25 protein-coding genes and 3 tRNA genes are annotated in these 26,033 nt (G+C 58.1%); 12 read left to right on the forward strand and 16 right to left on the reverse strand.

The genetic code is table 11. The features are described from left to right. The first annotated feature begins 5 nt into the window (after window positions 1-5). The 5 genes from AC3IUE_RS06510 to AC3IUE_RS06530 are packed head-to-tail and all read left to right on the forward strand — an operon-like array spanning window position 6 to window position 3,838. Window positions 6-716 carry a phage tail protein gene (locus AC3IUE_RS06510; protein WP_489266284.1) on the forward strand — a complete coding sequence of 237 codons (711 nt, stop codon included), beginning with the start codon at window positions 6-8 and terminating at the stop codon, window positions 714-716. Beyond that, on the forward strand, window positions 713-1,639 hold the full coding sequence (locus AC3IUE_RS06515; protein ID WP_489266286.1) for a hypothetical protein: 927 nt from the start codon (window positions 713-715) through the stop codon (window positions 1,637-1,639). The genes AC3IUE_RS06510 and AC3IUE_RS06515 overlap by 4 nt, the downstream gene beginning before the upstream one ends. Beyond that, window positions 1,636-2,181 (forward strand): baseplate complex protein, encoded by a 546-nt coding sequence (locus AC3IUE_RS06520; RefSeq protein ID WP_489266288.1) that lies wholly within the window; start codon window positions 1,636-1,638, stop codon window positions 2,179-2,181. Before AC3IUE_RS06515 ends, AC3IUE_RS06520 begins: the two co-directional genes overlap by 4 nt. Then, window positions 2,178-2,876 (forward strand): hypothetical protein, encoded by a 699-nt coding sequence (locus AC3IUE_RS06525; RefSeq protein WP_489266290.1) that lies wholly within the window; start codon window positions 2,178-2,180, stop codon window positions 2,874-2,876. Before AC3IUE_RS06520 ends, AC3IUE_RS06525 begins: the two co-directional genes overlap by 4 nt. Then, on the forward strand, window positions 2,861-3,838 hold the full coding sequence (locus AC3IUE_RS06530) for a hypothetical protein (RefSeq protein WP_489266292.1): 978 nt from the start codon (window positions 2,861-2,863) through the stop codon (window positions 3,836-3,838). The genes AC3IUE_RS06525 and AC3IUE_RS06530 overlap by 16 nt, the downstream gene beginning before the upstream one ends. Before the next feature lie 844 nt (window positions 3,839-4,682). On the opposite strand, the gene AC3IUE_RS06535 is transcribed toward AC3IUE_RS06530, so the two are convergent. The 4 genes from AC3IUE_RS06535 to AC3IUE_RS06550 form a co-directional block, all read right to left on the reverse strand. Further along, window positions 4,683-4,979, reverse strand: a complete 297-nt coding sequence (locus AC3IUE_RS06535; RefSeq protein WP_489266294.1) for a hypothetical protein — start codon at window positions 4,977-4,979, stop codon at window positions 4,683-4,685. A gap of 11 nt (window positions 4,980-4,990) precedes the next feature. Beyond that, window positions 4,991-5,242 carry a hypothetical protein gene (locus AC3IUE_RS06540; protein WP_489266296.1) on the reverse strand — a complete coding sequence of 84 codons (252 nt, stop codon included), beginning with the start codon at window positions 5,240-5,242 and terminating at the stop codon, window positions 4,991-4,993. 634 nt (window positions 5,243-5,876) lie between these two features. Next, window positions 5,877-6,395, reverse strand: coding sequence for an N-acetyltransferase (locus tag AC3IUE_RS06545; protein ID WP_489266298.1), 519 nt, complete (start codon window positions 6,393-6,395; stop codon window positions 5,877-5,879). Continuing rightward, the gene (locus AC3IUE_RS06550) at window positions 6,353-6,661 is read right to left on the reverse strand and encodes a type II toxin-antitoxin system TacA family antitoxin (RefSeq protein ID WP_489266300.1); all 309 of its coding nucleotides are present in this window, start codon (window positions 6,659-6,661) and stop codon (window positions 6,353-6,355) included. The genes AC3IUE_RS06545 and AC3IUE_RS06550 overlap by 43 nt, the downstream gene beginning before the upstream one ends. A 972-nt stretch (window positions 6,662-7,633) precedes the next feature. Between AC3IUE_RS06550 and AC3IUE_RS06555 the strand changes: the two genes are divergently transcribed. Continuing rightward, the gene (locus AC3IUE_RS06555; protein WP_489266302.1) at window positions 7,634-9,535 is read left to right on the forward strand and encodes a potassium transporter Kup; all 1,902 of its coding nucleotides are present in this window, start codon (window positions 7,634-7,636) and stop codon (window positions 9,533-9,535) included. A 234-nt stretch (window positions 9,536-9,769) separates the two neighbouring features. Here the strand turns inward: AC3IUE_RS06555 and AC3IUE_RS06560 are convergent, their stop codons facing one another. Continuing rightward, window positions 9,770-10,078, reverse strand: a complete 309-nt coding sequence (locus AC3IUE_RS06560; RefSeq protein ID WP_489266304.1) for a DUF3077 domain-containing protein — start codon at window positions 10,076-10,078, stop codon at window positions 9,770-9,772. A 525-nt stretch (window positions 10,079-10,603) separates the two neighbouring features. Between AC3IUE_RS06560 and AC3IUE_RS06565 the strand changes: the two genes are divergently transcribed. Beyond that, entirely contained in the window at window positions 10,604-10,894 is a 291-nt protein-coding gene (locus AC3IUE_RS06565; protein ID WP_056739231.1) for a Phd-YefM, read from the forward strand. 11 nt (window positions 10,895-10,905) lie between these two features. Continuing rightward, a complete protein-coding gene (locus tag AC3IUE_RS06570) occupies window positions 10,906-11,193 on the forward strand; it encodes a type II toxin-antitoxin system RelE family toxin (RefSeq protein ID WP_111450975.1) in 288 nt (95 codons plus the stop codon). A 58-nt stretch (window positions 11,194-11,251) separates the two neighbouring features. On the opposite strand, the gene AC3IUE_RS06575 is transcribed toward AC3IUE_RS06570, so the two are convergent. The 5 genes from AC3IUE_RS06575 to AC3IUE_RS06595 form a co-directional block, all read right to left on the reverse strand. Beyond that, window positions 11,252-12,547, reverse strand: coding sequence for a virulence factor family protein (locus AC3IUE_RS06575; RefSeq protein ID WP_461997188.1), 1,296 nt, complete (start codon window positions 12,545-12,547; stop codon window positions 11,252-11,254). Then, a complete protein-coding gene (mprF, locus tag AC3IUE_RS06580) occupies window positions 12,547-15,189 on the reverse strand; it encodes a bifunctional lysylphosphatidylglycerol flippase/synthetase MprF (RefSeq protein WP_056739237.1) in 2,643 nt (880 codons plus the stop codon). Before mprF ends, AC3IUE_RS06575 begins: the two co-directional genes overlap by 1 nt. Before the next feature lie 279 nt (window positions 15,190-15,468). After that, window positions 15,469-15,545, reverse strand: a tRNA-Met gene (locus tag AC3IUE_RS06585). A 232-nt stretch (window positions 15,546-15,777) separates the two neighbouring features. Further along, window positions 15,778-15,854: transfer RNA gene (locus AC3IUE_RS06590), tRNA-Met, on the reverse strand. A 229-nt stretch (window positions 15,855-16,083) separates the two neighbouring features. After that, a tRNA-Met gene (locus tag AC3IUE_RS06595) sits at window positions 16,084-16,160 on the reverse strand. A 301-nt stretch (window positions 16,161-16,461) separates the two neighbouring features. On the opposite strand from AC3IUE_RS06595, the gene dinB reads away from it, so the two are divergent. After that, a complete protein-coding gene (dinB, locus tag AC3IUE_RS06600) occupies window positions 16,462-17,523 on the forward strand; it encodes a DNA polymerase IV (protein WP_056739239.1) in 1,062 nt (353 codons plus the stop codon). A 130-nt stretch (window positions 17,524-17,653) separates the two neighbouring features. On the opposite strand, the gene AC3IUE_RS06605 is transcribed toward dinB, so the two are convergent. The 4 genes from AC3IUE_RS06605 to AC3IUE_RS06620 form a co-directional block, all read right to left on the reverse strand. Beyond that, a complete protein-coding gene (locus AC3IUE_RS06605) occupies window positions 17,654-18,607 on the reverse strand; it encodes a hypothetical protein (RefSeq protein ID WP_056739241.1) in 954 nt (317 codons plus the stop codon). Between the two features lie 17 nt (window positions 18,608-18,624). Further along, a complete protein-coding gene (locus tag AC3IUE_RS06610) occupies window positions 18,625-20,340 on the reverse strand; it encodes a proline--tRNA ligase (RefSeq protein ID WP_056739243.1) in 1,716 nt (571 codons plus the stop codon). 144 nt (window positions 20,341-20,484) lie between these two features. Next, window positions 20,485-22,050, reverse strand: a complete 1,566-nt coding sequence (locus tag AC3IUE_RS06615) for an AmpG family muropeptide MFS transporter (RefSeq protein ID WP_046046261.1) — start codon at window positions 22,048-22,050, stop codon at window positions 20,485-20,487. 44 nt (window positions 22,051-22,094) lie between these two features. Then, a complete protein-coding gene (locus tag AC3IUE_RS06620; RefSeq protein WP_008153938.1) occupies window positions 22,095-22,448 on the reverse strand; it encodes an MGMT family protein in 354 nt (117 codons plus the stop codon). A 163-nt stretch (window positions 22,449-22,611) separates the two neighbouring features. Here AC3IUE_RS06620 and AC3IUE_RS06625 point away from each other — a divergent pair, with 163 nt between their 5' ends. Next, window positions 22,612-23,619, forward strand: coding sequence for a DUF481 domain-containing protein (locus tag AC3IUE_RS06625; protein WP_489266309.1), 1,008 nt, complete (start codon window positions 22,612-22,614; stop codon window positions 23,617-23,619). A gap of 109 nt (window positions 23,620-23,728) precedes the next feature. Here the strand turns inward: AC3IUE_RS06625 and AC3IUE_RS06630 are convergent, their stop codons facing one another. Further along, the gene (locus tag AC3IUE_RS06630) at window positions 23,729-23,938 is read right to left on the reverse strand and encodes a cold-shock protein (RefSeq protein WP_002554837.1); all 210 of its coding nucleotides are present in this window, start codon (window positions 23,936-23,938) and stop codon (window positions 23,729-23,731) included. Window positions 23,939-24,292: 354 nt separating this feature from the next. On the opposite strand from AC3IUE_RS06630, the gene dcd reads away from it, so the two are divergent. Further along, a complete protein-coding gene (gene dcd, locus AC3IUE_RS06635; protein WP_007904652.1) occupies window positions 24,293-24,859 on the forward strand; it encodes a dCTP deaminase in 567 nt (188 codons plus the stop codon). Between the two features lie 106 nt (window positions 24,860-24,965). Beyond that, window positions 24,966-25,175: a hypothetical protein gene (locus AC3IUE_RS06640; RefSeq protein WP_046046259.1), complete on the forward strand. Its 210-nt coding sequence runs from the start codon at window positions 24,966-24,968 to the stop codon at window positions 25,173-25,175. A 93-nt stretch (window positions 25,176-25,268) separates the two neighbouring features. Here AC3IUE_RS06640 and AC3IUE_RS06645 read toward each other — a convergent pair whose 3' ends face one another. Continuing rightward, window positions 25,269-26,033 carry an ABC transporter ATP-binding protein gene (locus AC3IUE_RS06645; protein WP_056739247.1) on the reverse strand — a complete coding sequence of 255 codons (765 nt, stop codon included), beginning with the start codon at window positions 26,031-26,033 and terminating at the stop codon, window positions 25,269-25,271.

The following is a 26,033-nucleotide window of genomic DNA, read 5'->3' on the forward strand; positions in this document are numbered from 1 at the left end:
ATTCCGTGACTGCAAAAATTGTCTACCAAACCGATCCACTGGGCATCTACCTGTGCGAGGTCGAAGCCGACCAGGATCCGCTGGACGATCAGAACTGGTTGATCCCGTCGGGCTGTGTGACTGAACCACCACCTGCAGCGCCGGCCAATAAAACCGCCTACTGGACCGGGACTAAATGGCAACTGATCGACTCCCTGCTGGGCCTGACGATCTACAACACCGCGACCGGCGAGCCGAAGAAGGTAGAACGGGTCGGCCCGTTGCCTGCCGGCTATACGCTGCAGGTGCCGGAACCGTATCAGGTCTGGAAAAACGGCCAATGGGTCGACGATATCCCGGCCGTCCTGGTGCAGATGCACGGCCGGAAATACGTGGATGTGAACACCTCCTGTGAGGCGACCATTCTTGGCGGCTTCACTTCCGATGCACTCGGCGCCGTCTATGGCTACAGCAGCCAGATGGACGATCAGGTCAATCTGATGGGGTCGGTGATTCAGGGACTGGAAATGGCTTACTCCTGCCGCGATCCGAGCGGAATTAAGGCGTTTCGGATGCACACCGCTGCCCAGTTGCGTCAGGTGAGCAACGATTTCATGTCCTTCAAAATGAAGTTGCTGCAGAAGTCGGATGCGCTGAAACAGCGACTTGACCAAGCACTGGCGGACAAAGACCTGAGCGCCTTGTCAGCGATCACCTGGGAGGATCCGCACCCATGAATTGGGCACCGGTGACGATGCGCTGGCCCGAGCAGGCAACGGCGTGGATGGATCAGATGACCGATGCCAAGGCATTGGCCGGGGAAAACTTGCTGAGTACCGCCCAACGGTTGAGCAGCCTCGATGGCTTGGCCACCACGGATCCGAGCGCTATCGGCGGCATCGTCAAGGACGTTGTTGCGAATGGGCGCGCCGCGCTCAATGCGCAGTTCAGCGAATCCCCGAAATGCATCGTCGTCACCCCGTTTCAAAGTGGCGTTGGTCAGGGCACCGGTTACCAGCGTTTCCTATCGGCCCCCAGCGTGCTGCAGCGCCTGGCCGAAAAGCTCGACGACAGTACCGACGCGGCTCGGCCGGCTGGCGAGCAATACGCCCTGGTGCTGCTGTTCCTGGGTACCAATTTCAGCCTGTTAGCCAGCGTGTTGTCGAAGTTCAACGCCTTGCTGCCGATCGCGGACCTGCAGCGCGCCGAGCGCCGAGCACGCAACCTGGTGCAGCTTGAGGCGGAAAAGTGGCAAATCCCAACCAGCGGCATGCAGCCGACCTGGTCCGATCTGCCGCTGCAGAGTTGTACCGTGGTCAAAACGGCCACTCAATCGTTCAATGGCCAGTTGGCCATGATGGAAAGTTACGCGGCTGACAGTTCGCCGCTGAGCGACTTGGCCGATCTTGCCCAACGTAAAGCCCAGCAGTCAGTCGACCAGGACGACAAGTTGTCGGCACTCAAGGCGCTGCTTTCCGGCGGTACCGACGAGCCGACCATGCAGGCGCGGTTGATTGGCCCAGGCGACACCAATGAGTTGCGCAAGCAGTTGCTCGAGGGCGACGACGCACCAGGTCATGAATGGGTGCAGTCGGCCGGGGTGATGCTGGTCGGCTCGCTCCAAGGGCTGAGTTTCGTGCGCGAACTGGTGGGCCTATGACGCTGTTGCTCGATGGTGAGCAGATCATCGGCCATCGCCTCAAGGTCACCGCCAACCTGAAAATCGACAGCGACGACATGTCGGGGCAGACCAGCAACACCGACAAGTCGCACAAAGGCTTCAAGCCGAAGACGCTGACCGTGGCGATGATGATCCGCTACAAGGACAGCGCTCAATTGCGCACGCTGATGCGTCTGGCCGAGGGCACCGGTGGCGGTGGCCAGCTACGAACCTACCGAATCGTCAACGACACCGCCGAGGCCTTCGGCATTCGCCAGGTGCAGTTTTCCGACGGCGTCAGCGCCCGGGAAGACGACACGCTGTCGCAATGGATCATCCAGTTCACCTTGTCGGAGAAGCTGTCGAACCCTGAGAAGGTCGAGAGCCGACGCGCCGCCAGCGGCGTCAATGCGCAGTCTGCCCCGGGCGATGGTGTGGCCGGCGCCAGTGCTGGCGCGAGCGGGTCTGGAAACGGTCCAGAACTGACTGGCTTCGAAGCCGTGCTGAAGAAAGTCGACAACTACATAGGCGGCACCCCATGAGTCTGAAGTTGCACAAGGTGCTGACCATCGGCGGCGTGGTGCACCAGCTGGTGAAGGACGAAGTTCGCCTGGACGTGAAAAGCCCAGGGCGAGCGATGTTCACGATCCAGTCCAGCGCGCCGGTCAAAGGGCTGGTGACGCTCGACATCGGGTACAACGAAAGTGCCTTGCAACGCCATTTCATTGGGTTTGTGGAACGCAGCACCGGGGCCAACAGCGTGCAGCAGGTCGTGCTCTGTCGCGAGCTGGCCGCTGTGCTGGCCAACCCGCTGCCGTTGAATCTGCGCCATGTGGATCTGCGCGCCGTCCTGGGCGAGATCAGCGACAAGACCGGTCTGCGCTTTCGCGTTCCGGATCAGGCCTATACCAAGGTCAAGGCCCCGTTTTTCTACAGTCTGGCCGCCGGGTACCAGGCCATGGACAGCATGGCGCGGGTGTTCGGTGTCCCGGACTTTATCTGGCAGCAGCAGGGTGACGGCGAGGTGTTTGTGGGCAGTTGGGCCGACAGCTTCTTTGGCGCCCGGGCGCCGCTGCAGCTACCGGTCGAGCTGTTCGACGGTTACCAGGGCAACCAAAGCGCGACGATTTCAGCGCTGCCGGGGCTACGACCAGGTGCAACTATCAACCAAGGCGAACGAATCACGAGCGTGATGCTTGCCGGCACTCAGATGGGGATCAAATGGACGACGCAATAAAGCGCAGTGTCGAGCGGCAGTTTCCAGAACTCACTGGTGGCTATCACCTGCCACGGTTTGCGCGGGTGGTGGGCATCGCCGATGCGCCTGCCGGCGCCGGGATCTGTGACGACTTCCGCCCGCGTTATGCGGTCGACATTGAAGTGCTGTTGCCCAGTGGCGAAGCGGATCCGGATATGCCGGTGCTGTCCGGTGTTCCGCTTCCGGTCCCCACTGGCGGCGAAGAAATGGGCGTCTATGGATTCCCCGAGGAGGGCACCCGCGTAGTCGTGTGCTTCGCCTATGGCCTGCCGAGCAGCCCGTATATCCAGACAATCTTGCCGCACGGCCTGAGCCTGCCGAAGGTGCCCAAGGGTGACCAGGTCTGGCAGCACAGTGACGCCGTGCAACAGCGCGTAGACGCCGATGGCAACTGGACCCGGCAGACTGACGGGAAGATTCGGGATCAGGCGATCGAGCGCGAGGTTGAGGCACACGACAACCAGGAACGGTACCAGAGCCACGTCCAGCAAGTTGAGCACCATTCGACGGAGACGGTCGGTGGCGTCAAGAAGATCGAGGCGTTGGGCGCGCTCAAGCTCAATTCCGCCGGCACCGCGACGGTTGCGGCTTTGGACGATCTGCACCAAGCAACCGGGCGGGACTTCAACCTGGTTGTGGGCAAAAAGCACAACGCCGCCGTGGGTGGCGACATGCAGGAGCAGATCAAGGGGCTACGCAAGAGCGTTGCCGGGATCAGTCAGCGGCTGCAGGCTCCGAAGAACTGGGTAGGGTCCGAAGGCGTGAACCTGTTCAAGATAGTTTGCGACACGCTCGATCTACTGCAGCAGATGAATATCCAGCTTACTGCTCATACCCATTCGCCTGGTCCAACCCCGAGCCCTAGTGATGCGGCAGCATTCACGGCGAAAGCTGCCCAAGCTTTGGCGTTATCAGTGGCAACGAAATCGATCACGCTCTGAGTCGAGCTATCAGATTTTGCACGGCGATGGTAGGGGGGAAACCTCAGTGAAATTTGCCGGTCGTTTATTTGGCAGTAATAGTTTTCCTAATTAGCAAAATAGTTATCCTGCTTTTTAACGGATGTTTTTAGAGCTGGCTTTTCAATAGCGTTTTTATGGTAAAAACTAACTTTCCCGTGTAGTAGGCACATGTGCCTAAGTTGCCGTAGGCACATGTGCCTAAGTGCTCATACCGTTCGTCGGAAATTTTTGATGGCACATTGATACATTGCCACTGCGCAATTCTTAACGCCTGCTAATCAAATTTGAGTAACCACCCAACGCAAACCCGCCATTTGTCGAGGTATGTGCCATTATCTGTAGTGGCGCAGGGGTGTAGAAACGACGAGGCCCGCGCAGTGGCGGGCCTCGGGGCAGATATTTTCAGGTTGTTTCCTAAGGGAAGTCCTGTGGTAATCTCGCTTCAACCACTTACAGCCTTGCTACTTTGTAACTCGCAATTCAAAGGGTATGGCCAAGTGACGAAGCCGTCAACAGTGTCCTATTAGCGAATTCGCTAATTAGCACGTTAATTACGCCGCAAAGTTAGACGATAAGTTGCGGCGTCGTTGAGGGTTTAGTTACTGCGTTGAGTGGGAAACATCTGCGGCGTTGTTTCAGATGTAGCAGATCCCGCTAACCCTTTTGGAGAATTAGCCGATGAAAACGTTCATTAGCCGATACCTTCCTGAAGAGCTGATTCGACTGTTGCAGACTGCTTATTGGTCAATGCGATTGATCCGGATCCTTCAGCAGCTGTAATCAGTACTAGCAGGGGCCATTGGCCCCTGTTTCCGTTTTAAGCTCAAGCCAGGCGGCACCACCAGGATTGCGCATAGGCGCAACCGTCGATGTATTCGATCCCGCTCAAGACAAAGCCAGTCACAGCCATCCCCGCCAGCGTTGCGTCCAGCAGCCTTGGTAGTGGATCCGGATCAAGAGGCATACCTACGTCTATCCTGGCCACATTGGCACTCCGGCCCAGCTCGGCATTGTTCTCTGAGTTCACCATCACATTGCCCTTTATCGCTGGATAGCGTCGCCGTTCCTGGGGCGTCAGTGCAACGCCTCGGTATCTCATTGGGGTAATTAGCATATGCATACGCTAGCCGCCTATTCGCCGAGCTGACGATCAAAAAGGGCTTCGACCGCATAGGCCAGAGCGCCATCGGCTTGCTCCAGGAGATCGCTGAGATCGTCACGGTCGATCACCTGATCCCGGTGCAAGGCGTAGGCCTGTGTCAGCAGGGCTTTGTGATGAGATCCCGGGTGCTCTAGCAAAGCGGCCTCATCACGCAGCAATGCGTGCCACAGCGCGATCGCGGTGGCTTGGCCTACCGACCTTTCAGAATGTTCGTCGATCATCGTTGGCTCCTGCTGATTGCTGTATGTATAAACAGTATATCTGCGGGGCGCCGTCAAGCTATAGCGGGCCGATGAGGTTCTGGTCAGTGCCGATCAGGTCGCGGCGTGGCGAAAACAGATGAGTGAAGAAAAAAACTCGTGAAAAAGCACTTATCCCCCTCCCGCCGACGGGCTTTGCGTCCGTTTTTTGTGCAATTCCAGATGTAGTGCAAACGAACCTGCAGCCCAGGCGGGCCGTGGGGCTCTGCGGGCGATCGGCTATTTCCAGGAATGTAAAATTTTGAAAGGAAATGCAGCGAGATTGCACCGCGGCAAGCGGGGCGGTCACGGAAGGGGCGACGCTGGCCCCCTGATTTCATTGAGTGAAAAACGCGAAAGCGGGGGTTTTTGGCGGTTTTCAGATTTTGAATGGTCACAACTGTTGAGATGTTCGGCTCAACGGTAAAGCGCTTCAAGCAACTGCAAGCCATGTCAGCCGGACTTCTCCGTGATATCAGTCGTTTTCACAACCTAGCCAAACACTCTGCACTACGGGCTCGCCCGTTGTATCAATGCCACAGGAGATGAAAATGAGGATGTGGAAGAGCATTTCACCGGCCGCAGTTGAGTGCGGCCAGTCGTTGTGCGGTACCAATCAGGTGAAAGGAAGCATCATCGTGATCGGGGAAATTTGCGGACAGCGAAGAAATCCGGCCTTCTCGTAAAGCCCCACCAACCGATCGTTAAGCGGATGGACTACGAGTGCAGTTGATGCAACTTCTTCAGAAGCGGCAAGCGCACGAAGAACGGCATCCTGGATCAGATCTAGCGACAGTCCAGTACCCTGGAGCGTCTTACACACCCCCATGCGACCCAGGACCGTGATCGGGTGCTGTTGGGGCGAGTTGCGCTGCGCTTTCTTGGGTACGACGTCTGCCCGCATTATCGTCCCGTTCGACAATGTGTAATAGCCAACGACGGTATTCGTGCCTTTGATGCAAGTGACAAGCACAGTGGCGGTCTTAGAAGCTTGAGCTTTGATTGCCTTTTTCTTCAAGTACTCGTTGATCGACTCCTCACCACAATCGAAGGGGTCCAGGTTGTGGGTTTCATTCAGCTTTACCGGGGCACTCAGCTCCAGCGAGAGGGTCTGTTCAGCAGCTTCTGGACGCATGTATTACTCCTTACGGGATTATTCTGTAAGGCTTGCTCGAAAGCGTCAAAGTCATCGTCAGCAAGGACGAACAAGCGTTGATCCAGAATGACTTCCTCTGCTTTTTTACAAGCAGCATCCAGGATGAAGCTGGTTCGATCACTCCCCGAAATGGCTGCGGCCACATCGATCAAGTCTCGTTTCTTAAAATCGACCCGCATGTTGAGTGGGACAGATTTGGTTTTTTCCGTTGCAGCGGACATCGCAGGCAATAGAGAGCTGGTCATTGGTCTTTCTCCAGTGGTCGTTCTTGGTGATTTGGTGGCTTACCTCCTTAGGTTCATTGGATTGTCGCTCGGCTGGTTGGAAGACTCATGCTGATTACCTCTGGCTGTTTTTGAGTGTTTTGAGTTTTGAGTTTTGAGTTTTGAGTTTTTGAGTATGGGGATCTTCCCCGAAACAGATCATCCCACGGCGTGTATCTATTGTCTACACGTAACGCAGGTAGCTATACGTTTGGCGATGATCGGTTGAAGAGAGGTCGAGGCTGAGGAGGAGGTACGTGCCAAATTTGGCATTTCTGAAGAAATGGTGAATGCATAACAAAAAACGGGCGAGAGTCGATTTTTTAGGTGGAGGACAGAGACAATGAGCTCTGAGCTTGATATGCGCATATGCGTCTCAGGACCCCCAGATTTCGGAGAGCGGCTCCCAATCCACTAGCCTTGAAGAAGTATAGATTAAGAGTCGCTAGGGCAACCCAGGGATACGAAGCCAACCTTTGGATTGGCCGGCGCAGGAGTGGTGGACATGTCTAACCTCGGTATTTGTGACGCCTCCAGCCGAAGTCGGCAAGGCGACAAACGGGCGCTTACGTCCTATCTCGTGAATACGCTGTTTTTTGACGAGTGACTGTTGTTGCCAGGCAAGGCGCCGCGCCGAGTCATAGCTTGCTATGGCGAGAAGCGGCAACGCAGCATGGCGACAACAGGCGCCGTCAAAAAGCAGCAGTGATTCGCGAGACAGGACGTTTTCTGCGCCTCTGATCAAAAAGTGCGCAATTCTAGCGATGAGAGGCGCACTTGACCAGCTTTATGCAGGGAAATACGACGAGTGCTGCGCTATGCTTCGCGCCTTTACGCTTTACCGATTTTTTACAGTCAACAAAACGTCTGTAACAGTAAGTGAAACGGTGCATGCTGCACGGCAAAGCATAGTGCTTCTTCCAAGAAGTCCGGTCTGGGTAGTAGGAGTGGTGGATGGGTCAGGCAAGTAGTCAGGCGGCGGGTGCCGAGCATTCGGCGGCAAAGCCGATCGGCATGCTGGTCGCGGCGGTCGGGGTGGTTTATGGCGATATCGGCACGAGCCCGCTGTACACCCTCAAAGAAGTGTTTTCCGGTGGCTATGGCGTGCCCGTCAATCATGACGGCGTGCTGGGGATTCTGGCGCTGATCTTCTGGTCGCTGATCTGGGTCGTGTCGATCAAGTACATGATGTTCGTACTGCGCGCCGACAACCAGGGCGAAGGCGGGATCATGGCTTTGACCGCATTGGCCCGGCGAGCGGCGGCGGGGTATCCCAAGTTGAGGTCCTTGCTGGTGGTTTGCGGGCTGATTGGTGCGGCGCTGTTTTACGGCGACAGCATGATCACGCCGGCGATTTCCGTACTCTCGGCAATTGAAGGCCTAGGGCTGGCATTCGAGGGCATCGACCATTGGGTGGTGCCGCTGTCGTTGATCGTGCTGGTGGCGCTGTTCCTGATTCAGAGTCACGGTACCGCGCGCATCGGCATTCTGTTCGGGCCGATCATGGTCACTTGGTTTCTGGTGTTGGGGGCTCTGGGTGTCTACGGCATCATGCAGCACCCGGAAGTGTTGAAAGCGTTGAACCCGGTGTGGGGCGTGCGCTTCTTCACCCAGCATCCGGGCATGGGCGTGGCGATCCTCGGCGCGGTGGTGCTGGCACTGACCGGTGCAGAAGCGCTGTACGCCGACATGGGTCACTTCGGCCGCAAGCCGATCGCTCGCGCATGGTTCATCCTTGTGCTGCCGGCGCTGGTGCTGAACTACTTCGGCCAGGGTGCGCTGCTGCTCGGTGATCCGGAAGCCGCTCGCAACCCGTTCTACTTGCTGGCACCGAGCTGGGCGCTGATTCCGTTGGTGGGGTTGTCGACCCTGGCCACGGTGATTGCCTCCCAGGCGGTGATTTCCGGTGCGTTCTCACTCACCCGCCAAGCGATCCAGCTCGGCTACATTCCGCGCATGCACATTCGGCACACTTCCAGCGCCGAACAAGGCCAGATCTACATTGGCGCGGTGAACTGGGCGCTGATGGTCGGCGTCATCCTGTTGGTGCTGGGCTTTGAGTCCTCCGGCGCGCTGGCCTCGGCCTATGGTGTGGCGGTGACTGGCACCATGCTGATGACCACCATTCTGGTGGCGGCGGTGATTTTGCTGCTATGGAAATGGCCTCCGGTCCTCGCGGTTCCGTTGTTGGTCGGTTTCCTGTTGGTAGACGGTCTGTACTTCGCTGCCAACGTGCCGAAAATCATTCAGGGCGGGGCGTTCCCGGTGATCGCCGGTATCGTGCTGTTTGTGCTGATGACTACCTGGAAACGCGGCAAGCAATTGCTGGTTGATCGTCTCGACGAGGGCGGCTTGCCGCTGCCGATCTTCATCAGCAGCATCGCCGTGCAACCGCCGCATCGTGTTCAGGGCACTGCCGTGTTTCTGACCGCGCGCCCGGACGCCGTGCCCCACGCGCTGTTGCACAACCTGCTGCATAACCAGGTGCTGCACGAGCAAGTGGTGCTGCTGACAGTGGTGTACGAAGACATCCCGCGGGTACCGGCATCACGGCGTTTCGAGGTCGATTCCTACGGCGAAGGTTTCTTCCGGGTGATCCTGCACTTTGGCTTCGTCGACGAGCCGGACGTGCCGCAAGCACTGAAGCTGTGTCATCTCGATGACCTGGATTTCAGCCCGATGCGCACCACCTACTTCCTCAGCCGCGAGACGGTCATCGCTTCCAAACTCGAAGGCATGGCCCGCTGGCGTGAGGCGCTGTTCGCCTTCATGTTGCAGAACGCCAACGGCAATTTGCGCTTCTTCAATCTGCCGTTGAATCGGGTGATTGAGTTGGGGACGCAGGTAGAGATGTAAGCAACATCAAAAAACCCCCGCTGCCATTGCGGTAGCGGGGGCTTTTTTGTGGGCGGCGCATTTCCCTGAAGGCAATGAAGATCCCTTGTGGGAGCGAGCTTGCTCGCGATGGCGATCTGTCAGTCGACATTGATGGTGGCTATATGTCCGCTATCGCGAGCAAGCTCGCTCCCACAGGGGATGTGCGGTGTTTGCACGTATTCCGTCTCGGCGCCATTAGTTGCGCTTAGGCAGCTATTTTTTAGATTCGGCTTTTGTCCGAGCAGGTGGCGGCGTCAGTACCTTCACCGCATCATCAATCACTGCCTTACTCATTGCCGTCAGGTAATGCGCGGCCCAGGCGTGTCGGTCGGTGTCGCGGGCGTAGGCAGCATCTTTAGTCAGTTCTTTGGCAAGGAACAGAAAATCAGAAGCCATGGCTAACGCATCACCGAGGGGGACGTCTCGACTGACACGGAACAGGGGTCGGTTTGAGCAGTAGATTAAGGGGGTGAGGCCGATGGTTTTCAGTTCGTCAGGTTCTGATGGATTTGTTTTGGTCATGGTTTTATTCCTGGGTTCGAGGAGCTGCCATTTCCGTTACCACACGAAAGGGAGGCAGCTGTACGCAGGGTGGTAAACCGGGAACCAAGGAAACCGGCACGCCCGAGGGCGTCCCACGCACAGCCGCCATAACATGAGATCGCAGACATAAAAAATGCCTGTGTTCGGAATGAAGGCGCTGTTGCGCTGGTTTCGCCGGGTTACCACACCCGATCGCTGAATGGTCAGCGACGTCCGGAGAGTATCCCGTCGAAGAAAAGCGCAACAAGGCATCAAAGTGCCCAAAAAGAACGATTCGGAGTTTGCCTACAAGGTCTGCGGGCGTCATCCGATATTGCGACACCTTAAGTAAACGAAGTTAAACATGGTGAGAGGATTTACAAATTGTCCGGTTCATTTTTGTAGGCGTGAAACAAGCACGTTGATCAATTCGCGTTTTTTGCCGCTTGCTGTATGTCGAATTCGACGTAATACTCTGCGTAGAACTGTGTGTTCAAATTTGCATGATTGTGTAGAGAGGTGAGTATGACGGCATTACTGGAGCGTGCTGACCAAGCGATATCGGTGACTGCAATGGTCAGGGGGTTCAGCGCAAGGCTCAAAGAGATTTCCAGCCGAGCCACCGAGCGGCTGGTCATTTTCAAGGACAATCAGCCAGCAGCGGTCATTATCAATGTCGATGCGTATCAGGAAATGCTCGATGAACTTGAGGATCTGAGGGTTGAAGCAGCTGCTCGGGAGCGACTGATCGGTTTTGATCAGAACAAGGCAGTCAGCCACGACGATATGCGGGCGCGGTACGCCAGGAAAGACTAAAGGAGCTGTGGATGGTTTGGGGCGTTATCTATCATCCGGAGGTTCAGAAGGATCTGGATCTGCTGGGAGCTGTAGCGGCGAACCGCATTCTTGATGTCATCGAAGAGCGGATTATCAATGGTGAACCGGACAAGAGCGGCAAGCCCCTAAGAGCCAGTCTTGCAGGCTGTAGACGGATCCGGACAGGCGACACGCGGATTGTTTATCGAGTCGATGGCAAGGCGATTCAGGTATTGATCGTTGCCGTTGGTGCTCGACGTGACGAAGAGGTCTACGGCGCGGCAGAGCGTCGTCTCTAACCAAAAAAGCCCCCGCAACCTTACGGCTGCGGGGGCTTTTTCGTGGGCTGGACTCAGATCACTCTTGAGCCGCCGTCTCCTTCGCTTGACGCTTCTCGATGATATCCACCAACCGCTGCGCCAGTTTCGGATAGTTCTCGTCGAAATGGTGGCCACCCGGCAATTTCATCGCTTCGCCCACCGCAGTCTTGTCGGTGCAGCCACTCTCGTCGACTTCTTCTTCACCGTAGATGCACACCACTTTCTCCGGTGGCAGCTTGGCCATTTCCGGGCCGGTGGCGGCTTCTTTGCCGGCGTTGCCGAGCCAGCCTTCGACTTCGATTTCGAAGCTGCCGGTGCGGGCGAAGGCCAGCAGGATGATCGCGTCGACCCGTTGCTGTTCCGATGGCTCCAGGCGGTTGTAGATGGCGGGCAGGACGTCGGCGCCGAACGAGTAACCGGTCAGGATGAAGCGCTTGGTGCCCCATTTCTGCCGGTAGTGCTGCATCAGTTCGGCGAGGTCCAGGGCGCTTTGCTCCGGGCTCTTGTGTTGCCAGTAGTAGCGCAGGGTGTCGATGCCGACGACCGGGTAGCCGATCTTGGCCATCTCGCCCGCGACGTCACGGTCAAGGTCGCGCCAACCGCCGTCACCGGACAGGAACAGGGTCACGGTGTCCTTGGCTTGGCCGGCGGGCACTTCGACTACCGGGATCTGCAGGCCGCCAGCGGCTTTATCGCCGCCAACGAGGATCTTGCGCAGCTCGTTGTTCAGCACTTGCGGCAGGTTGATGTCGTAGTCGCTGATGCTGGTTTCGGCGTTGGGTTGGTCGCGTACGAAACCGGCGCTGGTGTCGTCCGGGTTGTCGTTCCAGGCCACCAGCCAGTGGCCGTGAGCGGCGCTTTTCGGTAGCAGGTGAGTACAGCCGGGTTTTTCCAGGGCCAGGTCCACCGAGACAGCTTGAGCCTTGTCGCTCTTCTGCTCGGACAACCAGCGCCACGCCAGCACGGCGCCAGGACCGATGCCGCTGACGAGGGTCGCCGGGCCTTTGAGTTCTCTCAGGGCTGATTGCAGGGCGCGACTTTGCAGCAGGCAGTCTTTGGGCAAGATCACCTGAACAATCTGCGCCGAGCCGCTGCGGCTCAGGGTCATCAGCTGTTTGTTGCTGAGCTTCTGCTCTTCATTGACCGCCACCAGCACCTGGGCGCGTGGCGTGTTGCCGGGGATGACGCGGGTCATCGCGGCGCCATCGGCCGGCGTCAGCTGTTCGAGGGTCGGTTCCGGTGCCGGGCGTTTCAGGTACCAGTAGCCGCCACCGAGAATCAGGGCCAGCACTACCAGTGTGGCCAGTACGTACCGCAAGGAGCGTTGAATCATCAGCGTTTCACCAATCCGGTCAAGCCGCCCGCAATCAGGGCGGCAGTGTCGGCCAGGGCAACCAGCGGATCGAGTCCGGCGGGCACGGCCATATAACGGGGTTCCCAGTCAGGCTGGAATTTGTCTTTGAAGCGGCGCAAGCCTTGGAAGTTGTAGAGCTGCTCACCACGGCGGAAAACCATCGAGCCCAGACGCTGGGTCAGTGGTGCGCCACGACGGGGTTGCAACCCCGACAACGGCACCATGCCCAGGCTGAAGCGCGCGTATCCATGATTTTTATAATGTTGAATCAGGCCGACCATCATGAACTCCATGGTCAGCTTGGGGGCATCCGGGTGCGCGCGCATCAGGTCGAGGCTGGCCAGTTCATGGCCATAAGTCTCGAGCAGGTTGGCGAATGCCACCGGGCGCCCTTCGAAACGAATCACCGCGACGCGGAAATGCTTGAGGTAGTCATCGCTGAAGCGGCCGAGGGAGAAACCTTTCTCGCGCACATTTTTGCCGGTTAGCCAAGCATCGGAAATTACCTTGAGTTCTTCCATTGGTGCTTGTCCTGGATCAAAGATCTCCAGCGACAGGCCATCGCGAGTGCCACGGTTCCAGGTGTAGCGCAGGTCTTTCATCTCTTTGCCTTTGGCCTCGAGATCAAAGCGAAGCAAATCGACCCGGGCTTCTTCGCCGAGCTTGATCGCGGTCAGGCCGATGTCCATGTAGTACGGCAGGTTCTCGGCGCGCACTTGATAGAACACAGGACGGGCATGGTGGATGTCGCAAAGGTCGCGGAACTGCCAGATCATTTCCGCCCGTTGCTGGGTCGGGCCGATCGGGTCATACAAGGCCACCAGGCTGCGACCACGGCGTGCGTACATCAGGAACGCCTGGTCGTTAGGGTGAAACAGCAGCGCCTTGTCACCGGTCAGGGCGAGGCCGCCATCCGGTTGGGCGGAGGCCATCAGGATCTTTACCGCGCGGTCCAGTTCATCGGGCGTTGGCAGATGGATCACCGGGCGCGCGGTGCGCAGCAGCCAGGTCAGGGACACCACCACCAGCAGGACGGCGGCGCCAAGCAGCGAGCGCAAGCCACGCGGGGCATCGGCGTCGAGGGTGAACTGCCACCAGAGCTGATGGCTGTACGGGACGTCCTGATAGGCGAACAGCAACAGCCAGATCGACGCACCGAGTACGCACAGGCTGGCCACCAGATACAGCGGTGAGAACGGCACCTCGGTCAGACGGCTCGGGCGATAGAACGAGCTGCGGAAAACCCCCAGCAAGCTCGCGGTCAGCGTCAGCAAGCAGGCTTCTTCCCAGTCGAAGCCCTTGAGCAGAGAGAGCAGGGCCGCGACCAGCAACAAGATGGTGGTCAGCATCCAGGCGGCCGACAGTCGGCGGCGCAGCCCTTGAGCCAGCAGCAAGCAAAGCACACCGATCAGGCTGGCACCGAAGTGCGAGGCGTCGACCAGTCGATGCGGGATCAGAAAGCCGATGTGTTCCAGGCGTGTGTCGATTTCCGGGGTGGCACCGGAGAACAGCAGCACCACGCCGGACAGAAACACCAGCACCGCCAGAATCGGCGCGGCCAGGCCGGACGCCACCCTTAAGGACTGACGCGATTGAAACAGGCGCTGACCTTCGTTGATCAGCAGGAATACGCAGGCCACCAGCAACGGCAGCACCACGTAGATCAGGCGATAGAGCAGCAGGGCGGCAGCGAGTGGCGCGGCGCCGAGTGTGTCGGAGAAGGCAGCCAGCAGAATCGCTTCGAACACCCCGACCCCGCCGGGAACATGGCTGAGCACACCGGCGGCCAGGGCCAGCAGGTACACCAGCAGGAACGCGCCGAAGGGCGGTGCTTCAGGCAGTAACAGATAGAGCACGGTTGCTGCTGCGGCGACGTCCAGGGCCGTGATGATCAGTTGCAGGAACGTCAGGCGACGGCCCGGCAGGCGCAAGGTGCGGCGCCCGACCTTGACCAGCAGGTTGTCAGGATAAGGCTGTTCTGGCAGACGGCGGCGGTAAATCCCGATGGCCAGTACGCTGAAGAGCAGCAAAACGGCCGCGGCGATTGCCCCTAGCAATACCTCGGACAAACCCAGGGCGGCAGAGGCGCCAGGCAGGTTGCTGAGGGTCGCGAGGGCGGCCAGAGGGGGCAGGGCGCAGCCGAGCGAGAGGCTGGCGAACAGCGTCATGTGCGCGACTTCAGAAGCGCCCAGACCATGACGTGCATATAAACGGTAACGAACCGAGCCCCCCGAGAGCATCGAAAGGCCAATGGCATTGCCGATGGCGAATGCGGTGAACCCACCCAGTGCCAGGGTTCGCGGCGCCAGTGTCACGCCTGCGTAGCGGCTGGCCGACCATTCGTAGCCCAGCAGGATAATGAAGCCGACCACGGTCGCGCCCAACGCGCCCAGCAATGCCGGTTTCGGAACGTCGAGAATCGAGTCGTGCAGAGCGTACAGATCGAGTTCGCTCAGCAGGTGGCGACAGGCAATCAGCGCGATAGCGAACAACAGCAAAGTGACTGCCAGGCCGATGGGCTGACGGTATTTGCTGATTCGATCAAGCAAGCGCAGACGCCCGGACTTGATCGGTTGTGTCGCTGTGACGGTGTCTTGTGGATCAGACGAGTTGGCGCGCATCAATCACCTCTTGGATTGTGCGCGACAGGATGGGGGTATCGAGCCAAGTTACCAATCCCTGTAGAAAAAAATAATCACAAATATTAACGCCTCTCACCGGGTATCGGCGATGGGTGCGTCATCAGTCGTAGAGGGTTCTGTCTGTGGTTCAGCATAGTCTGGGTTCAGAGCATGGGTGAACCCGAACGGCTCGCTACACGGTGGCAGATCATTGTTGCGAAAGGACTTTTTCAACAGATACAAAAAAGGCCACTCTTTCGAGTAGCCTTTTTTGATGTTTGGTTGCGGGAGCCGGATTTGAACCGACGACCTTCGGGTTATGAGCCCGACGAGCTACCAGACTGCTCCATCCCGCGTCTGTGTGGCGGCATTCTACAGGCGAACGCCGGAGTGTCAACCGTTAATCCTGAATAGGGTCATATAAGCCTGAATGAGCGGCGAACGGTCGTGAGGGAGACTTAAGTTTCGGAATCGGAACGATTTCTCGTTTCTGCGCCGTCAGCCGTTACCCGCTCGTTTCCATGCTCATATTTACAAAAGAGACGCGCACAAAAAAGGCCACTCTTTCGAGTAGCCTTTCTTGATGTTTGGTTGCGGGAGCCGGATTTGAACCGACGACCTTCGGGTTATGAGCCCGACGAGCTACCAGACTGCTCCATCCCGCGTCTGTGTGGGGGCATTCTACAGGTGAACGCCGGAGTGTCTACCGTTAATCCTGAATAGGGTCAAATAAGCGTAAATGAGCGGCGAGCGGTAGTGGGGGAGACTTAAGTTTCTGAATCAGAACGATTTTTCAATCCTGCGTGTCAGTCGTTACCCGCTCTTTCTATCTCGTGTTTACAAAAGAGACGCGCACAAAAAAGGCCACTCTTTCGAGTAGCCTTTTTCGATGTTTGGTTGCGGGAGCCGGATTTGAACCGACGACCTTCGGGTTATGAGCCCGACGAGCTACCAGACTGCTCCATCCCGCGTCTGTGTGTCGGCATTCTACAGAGGATCGGCGGGCTGTCAACCTTCAATCCAGAGAAAACCTCTTCCCGTTCAATCGCTTAGCTTGAAAAGAGGGCTGGGTGATTGGCTGTAAGGTCGGTGTGGCAAGGCTTTCAGCTCTATCGAGTGAGGCTTTTCGATTGAAAAAATAAATTCATCTGGCACTTTTCCTACGGGTGGAAAAGAACATTCGGAGTACTGGTGCTATATACAGGTGTCAGTGAGATACTGCCGATCTGACTCGCCAATACGCCATTTCTTCACCATGAACACTGCCTTTATATGACGCAGCGAAAAATCATCCACGTCGATTGTGACTGCTTCTACGCCGCCATCGAGATGCGTGACGACCCGCGCCTGGCCGGTAAACCCCTGGCGGTGGGTGGTTCGGCGGATCGACGTGGCGTGATCGCTACCTGCAATTATGAAGCGCGGGCTTATGGGGTGCGCTCGGCCATGTCTTCCGGACATGCCTTGAAGCTGTGCCCGGACCTGACCATCGTCAAGCCGCGCATGGAGGCCTATAGAGAAGCCTCCAAGGAAATTCACACGATCTTTCGCGATTACACCGACTTGATCGAGCCGCTTTCCCTGGATGAGGCCTACCTCGACGTGTCCGACAGTGCGCATTTCGGCGGCAGCGCCACGCGGATCGCCCAAGACATTCGCCGTCGCGTCTCTAATCAACTGCACATCACCGTTTCGGCGGGCGTTGCACCAAACAAGTTTCTGGCCAAGATCGCCAGCGACTGGAAGAAGCCCAACGGCTTGTTCGTCATTACGCCGGATCAGGTCGAGGATTTTGTCAGCGGTTTGCCGGTGAGCAAGTTGCACGGCGTTGGCAAAGTGACCGCGGACAAATTAGGCAGGCTTGGCATCGTCGATTGTTCGCATCTGCGCGAATGGGACAAGTTGGCGCTTGTGCGCGAATTCGGCAGCTTCGGCGAGCGACTCTGGAGCCTGGCCCGTGGGATCGATGACCGGTTGGTGCACAACGACAGTCGTCGGCAGTCGATCAGTGTCGAAAACACCTACGACGTGGATCTGCCGGACCTGGTGAGCTGCCTCGATAAATTACCCGAGTTACTGGAAACCCTGGCCGGCCGGATGGCGCGTATCGACAGCAGCTATCGACCGGGCAAGCCGTTCGTCAAAGTGAAATTCCATGACTTCACCCAGACCACTCTGGAGCAGGCCGGGGCAGGGCGGGATTTGGGGAGCTATCAGTTGTTGCTGACCCAGGCGTTCAATCGCGGCGGGAAACCGGTGCGGTTGTTGGGGATTGGAGTGAGGCTGGAGGATTTGCGGGGCGGGTTTGAGCAGATGGAGTTGTTTGAACGGTAGGTTTGCGGTGAATGTCAGGGCCTCATCGCGAGCAGGCTCGCTCCCACAGTTGACCGAGTTGTTCAGACGAACGCGGTCTAATGTGGGAGCGAGCCGGCTCCGGGCGGCGTTCCGACGATGCTTTTAGCTTTTAATTCGGTCCCGGATCCGCGACCAGTCGCCCGGCATTCTTGGTCAACGACTTGAGGAATTCGGTCTGCAACTCGGGATCGTTGCGCGTCAGTTCGATCAGGCTTTGTTCCAGCTCAGTGGCTTCTTCTTCCAGACCCAGTTCCGACAAACGTTTGACCCGGTGTACCCACTGGCTCACTTCGTCGTCTTCGAGGTCGTCGTAAATCAGTCCGTGAGCTTCGAGCAGCTTGCCACGCAAGGAGCTACTGACCGCCAGGGACGAATCGGTGTGCACATTGTCCTGAGCGTCCTGGACACTGATCAGCAGCCGGCTCAAATGATTGATGTCATGTTCGGCGAACGGGCTGTCCAGCAGGTTCACGCGCAATACACCGTTTTTGTCGGTGCTTAGCTCGAACGTTTCCTTGCCGGCCTTGACCTCAACCGGGCGCTCGCTCCATGGCAGGCTCGAGTACTCGGTACGCTTGTCGAGCTGAACCTCGTCGATTCCCGCCAGGTTCTGCTGCGCGCGACCATGAGATTGCGTGTTCATGAACGGGTTGAGCCCGGCGAAACCATAGCTCAGCCAATCCTTGGTCACGCTGTCCGGCAGATTACCAAGAGCGAACACGTTGACCACGTTCGCACCGACGCCGGCCACTACGGCCACCGCACCCAGCGGAATCTCGTAAACCTCCCGCCAGGGTTGGTAAGGCGTGTAGCGGTCGTAGTGGCGTGTGACTTCGAATTCGGTGACTTCGAACGTCTTCTGCTCGTGGATCTTCACCCGACGTTGCGGCAGCTCAAGCACCTTTGGCTCGCCGACATCAATCTGCAGGCTGTGATCGAGCAATTTACGCTCGACACGTTCCTCGTGCTCGCTGCGTTGTGACATGTGATTGGCACAGCCGCTGACCAGCAGGGTGCCGCACAGGGCGGCACCACCGAGGCCTAAGGTGTTTCGCTTGAACATGACTTCTCTATCTGGTGTCAGCGGCGGATACGGGACTGAAGGAAGGACAGCACGTCTGCGACCGGCAGCGCTTGCGCTTCGGGCTCGGTGCGGCTCTTGTATTCAAGATTGCCATCGGCGAGGCCGCGGTCACTGACCACGATCCGGTGAGGAATGCCGATCAGCTCCATGTCCGCGAACTTGATGCCCGGGCTGGTTTTCTTGTCGCGGTCGTCCAGCAGTACTTCGAAGCCGGCGGCAGTCAATTCTGCATACAGCTTGTCGGTGGCTTCGCGAACCTGTTCGGTTTCGTAGCGCAGCGGTACCAGAGCGATCTGGAACGGGGCCAGCGTGTCACTCCAGATGATCCCGTTGGCGTCATTGTTCTGCTCGATGGCCGCAGCCACCACGCGGGAAACGCCGATGCCGTAGCAACCCATTTCCAGAGTGACTGGCTTGCCATTCTCGCCCAGCACTTCGCACTTCATCGCTTTGCTGTACTTGTTGCCCAGCTGGAAGATGTGCCCGACTTCGATGCCGCGCTTGATTTCCAGGGTGCCCTTGCCATCCGGGCTCGGGTCGCCGGCGACCACGTTACGCAGGTCGGCAACGGTCGGAACCGGCAGATCACGCTCCCAGTTCACGCCGAAATAGTGTTTGTCATCGATGTTGGCACCGATGCCGAAGTCGCTCATCAGCTCGACGGAACGGTCGATGATGATTGGCAGCGGCAGGTTCAACGGGCCCAGGGAACCGGCGCCGGCGCCAATGGCGTCGCGCAGTTCGGCTTCGGAGGCCATGACCAGCGGGCTGGCAACGCCAGGCTGGTTGCCGGCCTTGATTTCGTTCAGTTCGTGGTCGCCACGGATGATCAGGGCAATCAGCTTGCCTTTCTCTTCAGCGTGAACCACGAGGGTCTTGATGGTCTTTTCAATCGGCAGGTTGAAGCCTTCGACCAGTTGCGCAATGGTCTTGGCGTTCGGCGTGTCGACCAGACGCAGCTCTTCGGCAGGTGCGGCGCGGGAGGTCTCGCGTGGCACGGCTTCGGCTTTCTCGATGTTCGCCGCGTAGTCGGAACCGTTGCTGAAGGCGATATCGTCTTCGCCGGATTCGGCCAGCACGTGGAACTCGTGGGAGCCGGCACCACCGATCGAGCCGTTGTCGGCTTCAACCGGGCGGAATTTCAGGCCCAGACGGGTGAACACGTTGCAATAAGCCTGGTGCATGCGGTCATAGGTGACCTGCAGCGATGCCTGGTCAGCGTGGAAGGAGTAGGCGTCCTTCATGATGAATTCGCGACCGCGCATCAAGCCGAAGCGTGGACGGATTTCGTCACGGAATTTGGTCTGGATCTGATACAGGTTGATCGGCAGCTGTTTGTAGCTGCTCAACTCGTTGCGCATCAGGTCAGTGATGACTTCTTCGTGGGTCGGGCCGGCGCAGAAATCGCGACCGTGGCGATCCTTGAAGCGCAGCAATTCAGGACCGTATTCTTCCCAACGACCGGATTCCTGCCACAGCTCAGCCGGTTGGGTGCTCGGCATCAACACTTCAAGAGAGCCTGCGGCGTTCATTTCTTCACGAACGACGGCTTCGACCTTGCGCATCACTCGCAAGCCCATCGGCAGCCAGGTGTACAGGCCCGAGGCGAGTTTGCGGATCATGCCGGCGCGCAGCATCAGCTGATGGCTGATCACGACCGCGTCGGAAGGCGTTTCTTTCTGTGTGGCGAGCAAAAATTGACTGGTGCGCATGGTTGGCCGTTGTCGGTTGCTGATGACGAGAAATGACGGAGCATTGTACGGGCGAGATCTGCTGGCGTACAGGCGTGCGGTCGGCGGGGTGTGGCGGGAGGGCGGGAATCCCCGCGCCCTCTGCGCTGCGCCCTGCTAAAGAGCCTACGATTCTTCCGCGACCTGGGTCGGAACCGGTTCTGGTGTCGGCGTTGGCGTCGGACCTTCGCGGCGGCTCTCCTGGAACCAGTGCAGCGCGATCAACAGCAGGGTCGGTACGCCGAGCAGGGCGGTGATGAGGAAGAAGTTGTGGTAACCGAATTTCTCCACCATGACCCCCGAGTAGCCACCGATCAGGCGTGGCAGCAAGAGCATGATCGAGCTGAGCAGGGCGTACTGGGTCGCGGAGAACTTCAAGTTGGTCAGGCTCGACAGGTAGGCGACAAACGCCGAGGTCGCCAGGCCCGAACTGAAGTTATCCAGGGAAATGGTGAGGATCAGCATGTTCAGGTTGGCGCCCATGTCGGCGAGCATCAGGAACAGCAGGTTGGTGCCGGCTGATGCAATGCCGCCGATGAGTAGAATCGGCAAGATGCCGAAGCGCACGATCAGCAGGCCGCCCATGCCGGCGCCGACCAGGGTCATGATCAGGCCAAAGATCTTGCTGACGCTGGCAATCTGATCCTTGGTGAAGCCTTGGTCGATGTAGAACACGTTGGCCATCACGCCCATGACCGTATCGGACATCCGATAGGTGGCGATCAGCCCAAGCAGCAGGAACGCTTGCCAGCGGTAACGCAGAATGAAGTCGTTGATCGGCGTCAGCACCGGCGCCAGGCCGCGGCGGCCAATGGCCGACAAGCACAGAGCGGTGAGCGTGGTGTAGAGGATCGCCCGCAGGAACGCGCGGTCTTCGAGCAGCAGGTCGAGCACGCTCACGCCTTGGAAAAGCACGCTGGCGAAATCGGTGTTGTACAGCTGGGTGAACATGGCCGGCACGGAAACCAGCAGCACGATCAGCACAAACACTGAGGCCAGTTGATGCACAAAGCTGTAGCGCCCGGCCTGAAGCTGCGTGCGCAGCGGCACCGGCGGTTCGCGCATGAAAAAGGAGGTCAGCAGTGCCGGAACCATCAAGGCGCCGAACAGGATGTAGGTGCCGGCCCATGCCGAATGCTTGTAGTTGAAACCGGTTGAACCGAAGCCTTCAGCAAAGAACAGGGCGCCGGCGGTGGCCAGCAGCGCGGCGATCCGATAACCGGACATGTAACTGGCGGCGAGCGCGGCCTGACGGCTGTCTTCAGCGATTTCCAGGCGATAGGCGTCGACCGCGATGTCTTGCGTCGCCGAGGCGAAAGCAACGACCACCGCAATGGCGATCAGCCAGGACAAATGCTTTTGCGGGTCGCAGAAACCCATCCCGATCAGGCCGAGAATGACCAGTGCCTGGGAAAGCACCAGCCAGGAACGTCGGCGACCGAGCTTGCCGAGAAAAGGCAGGCGCCATTGGTCGAGCAGCGGTGACCAGACCCATTTAAAGGCGTAGGCCAGGCCGATCAGGCTTGCATAGCCGATGGTTTCGCGAGCCACGCCGGCTTCGCGCAGCCAGACCGAAAGTGTCGAAAACACCAGCATGTAGGGCAGGCCGGCGGCGAAACCAAGCAGCAACAGTACAAGCGTCGAGGGGCTGGCATAGGCGGCGAGCGCGGCGCGCCAGGTTTTACGGGGCATGGGCTGGAGTCTGCCTCAAGAAATACGGAAACAAAGCGCGCACTCTAACCGCTGTGCTCTACCGGGCGCCAGCCATGGCGCTGAATATCAACACGATTGTTCAGGATACTGATGCCTTCCATGCGCAAACGCGCGCGTTGTTCATCCCCCGAAGGGCTGCCTGCAGGCAGGCTGATACGCCCGCCGGCGCCGAGCACCCGGTGCCAGGGTAATTTGCTGTCACCCGGCAGTTGGCTCAGTGTCCGTCCGACGAAGCGGGCGGCGCGACCGAGTCCCGCCAGCTCGGCGAGTTGACCGTAACTCACGACTTTGCCCTCCGGGACTTGCGCCAGTGTCAGGTACAGCGCCGTGCGTCGGATTTGCGCCGGACTATCGGTTTCAGTGGTTGAGTCGGTCACGTCGGCAGTTCCTGAAAAAGTTCGCCTTACCGTCTGTAGAGTAAATCCTGGATCGCCTATTGAGAAATGAACTCAATAGAAATAGTCGGGTCAGTCCTTGTTAGGGCCTTATTCGTATGGATAATGCCGACTTTTTTTCGCAAACTTGAGCCTGTATTTGCTTATGTTGTCCAGAACCCTGCTGTGCCTCGCTGTCGTCAGCGCCTCCACGCCCTTGCTCGCCGATACCGTCTGGTTGAAGAACGGTGACAAGCTGAGCGGCAAGATCACCGTTTTCGATGGCGGCAAGCTGTTGATCCAGACCGAATACGCCGGTGCCGTCCCGATCGACTGGAAGCAGGTCAAAACCCTGGAAAGCGATCAGGAGTTGCTGGTCAAGCAGGATGCCTACACCGGTGAAAAGGCCAAGGCGCTGCATGCGGCAGAAGATGGCAAGGTCACCCTGGCCAATGGCGAGACGCCCAAGACTGTGGAGCTGGCAAGCATTCAGCAGATTCTCAAGCCCAAGCCTGTCGTCGAGGATTTGGTGTGGAAGGGTAATATCGACGCGGCGCTGGATTATCAGCGGGCCGAGAAAGACACCGACGATTACGATATCGACTTCAAGACCACTGCGCGTCATGGCAGATGGCGGCACACCGCAGAAGGCGAGTACAACCGCGAATTTCAGGATGGCGTGGTCACTACCGACAACTTGCGGGGCGAATACTCGCTCGACCGCTTCCTGACCGAAAAATGGTTCTGGCAAGGGCGCGCAGTCTATAAGCGCGACAAGGTCGAAGAGCTCTCTCGTCAGCGCACCGTCGGTACCGGTCCGGGTTACCAGTTCTGGGATAACGAGCTGGGCGCATTTTCCCTGGGCTCGCTGGTCAACCGCACGGACTATGAGTTCGCTGACGGCAGCAAAGAAAACTTCTATTCCGTGGCGATGAAGTGGGACTACAACCGCTACCTGATCGGCAAGAAGGTGGAGTTCTTCACCAATGGCGAAGTGGGCAAGCCGTTGTCGGGCGTTGCGGATTACGCGCTCGATGCCGAGATGGGCTTGCGCTACAAGGTGACCGAGTGGGCGTCGCTTAACCTGAAGGCTGAGCGCGACATCATTAGCGGCACCGACGATGCTGATTTGGACAAGACCCGGTACACCGCTGGGTTTGGCGTGGCCTGGTAAGACGCAAAAAATCGCAGCCATGGGCTGCGATTTTTTTTGCCTGCAAAACAGACAGGCACAAAAAAGCCCCGCTTTTGAGGGCGGGGCTTTTTACTAAAGCAAGTACAAGTTAGATAACTTGAACTTCTTCAGCTTGCATGCCTTTCTGACCGCGGGTAGCGATGAAAGAAACCTGTTGGCCTTCTTTCAGGCTTTTGAAGCCGTCGGATTGGATAGCTTTGAAGTGAACGAACAGGTCGTCACCGGATTGTGGAGTGATGAAGCCGAAGCCTTTTTCATCGTTGAACCACTTAACGGTACCAGTTTGGCGATTAGACATGGTGTAACTCCTTGAACAAAGATAACTGCGACGCAGGAAGAACCCTGGCCGAGACTGAGTGCAAAGAGCAGGAAAAATTCTTGTAGATGGTTGGATCGAAATTCAACATATCGTGTAGAGATTCTCAGTGACACAAGCAGCACAGTGGCGCCACCTTAACCCTTTTTCCGGAACGTGCCAATGCTTCCTGCGAAGGTTTTCCTGTTTTCATGACTGACGGTCCGCCGGTTTTCCCGCAAGGCCCGGAAATTACGGGGGATCGGCAAGATTTGTGACCCGGACTTTGAACCCGAAGCGCGCGCCCGGTAAGATGCCGGACAGATTTTTTCCACCTCGCTATTCAGGACACCCGCCATGAGCATCAAATCGGACAAGTGGATTCGCCGCATGGCGCAAGAGCACGGCATGATCGAGCCCTTCGTAGAGCGCCAGGTGCGCGGCAGCGACGATAGCCGTGTGATCTCCTACGGGGTGTCAAGCTACGGCTACGATGTGCGTTGCACAAATCATTTCAAGGTGTTCACCAACATCAATTCGGCTATCGTCGACCCGAAAAACTTCGATGCCGGCAGCTTCGTCGACATCCACAGCGACGTGTGCATCATTCCGCCGAACTCCTTCGCCCTGGCCAGCACCGTCGAATATTTCCGCATTCCGCGTAATGTATTGACCATTTGCCTGGGTAAAAGCACCTATGCGCGCTGCGGTATCATCGTCAACGTCACGCCGCTTGAGCCTGAGTGGGAGGGTCATGTGACCCTGGAGTTCTCCAACACCACCAATCTGCCGGCGAAAATCTACGCGAACGAAGGCGTGGCACAGATGCTGTTCCTTGAATCCGACGAAGAGTGCGAAGTGTCCTACAAGGACCGTGGCGGCAAGTATCAGGGCCAGCGCGGCGTTACCCTGCCACGCACCTGATCCGTTCGTCAGGCAAGTCGTGGGAATTCTTGAGCGGGTGGACACTCTATTGGGTGTACTGCCCGGTTCGCGCAACGCGGACGGGGCCATCGCTTAGGAGTGCCCTATGAAGATCGATCCGCGAATAAGTGCCGAACTGGCAAGGCTTGAGCCCAATCAGGTTGGCGTTTTGGCCTGGTCCTTGTTGGCACATCCACCTATCAGCACGGCGGGGGGCATCCCCGGTCAGCCTGATCCCGATACCCCCAACGAACAACCTACCGAGCCTGGTGAGCCCACCTTGCCGGACGAGCCGCCTCCAGCGCCCGTTGTTTGATCGCCGCCTGCGAAAAACGAATGGCCAGTCAGCTGATGTCTTCAAAGACTTCAGCTGACTGGCCATATTTCGTTGTAGAGGTGGGAAGTGAGGCTATTTCAGGTTGCCACTCAGGAACTGCTTCAACCGCTCACTCTTCGGATTACCCAACACATCGTCCGGCGCACCTTCTTCCTCCACCAACCCCTGGTGCAGGAACAACACCTGACTCGAGACCTTACGGGCGAAGCTCATTTCGTGGGTCACCATGATCATGGTTCGGCCTTCCTCGGCCAGACCCTGGATCACGCGCAGTACTTCGCCCACCAGTTCCGGGTCGAGCGCCGAGGTCGGTTCGTCGAACAACATGACTTCCGGTTCCATCGCCAACGCGCGGGCAATCGCCACCCGTTGCTGCTGACCGCCAGACAGAAATGCCGGGTACTGATCGGCAACCCGCGCCGCCAGGCCCACCTTGTCGAGATAGCGCCGGGCACGGTCTTCGGCTTCCTCCTTGCTGCACCCCAACACCCGGCGCGGGGCCATGGTGATGTTTTCCAGCACCGTCATGTGGCTCCACAGGTTGAAGTGCTGGAACACCATGGCCAGGCGCGTGCGGATCTTTTGCAGTTCATCGGCATCGGCCACGTGCATGCCGTGGCGATCCTTGATCATGCGGATGTTCTGGCCGTCCAGGCTCATGGCGCCGTCGTTGGGCTGTTCGAGAAAGTTGATGCAGCGCAGGAAGGTACTTTTGCCCGAGCCGCTGGCGCCGATCAGGCTAATGACGTCGCCGGTGTTGGCCTTGAGCGAAACGCCTTTGAGTACTTCATGTTCGCCATAGCTTTTATGCAGGCCTTCAATGGTCAGTTTGTACAT

The sequence above is a fragment of the Pseudomonas sp. GL_093 genome (assembly GCF_057837605.1).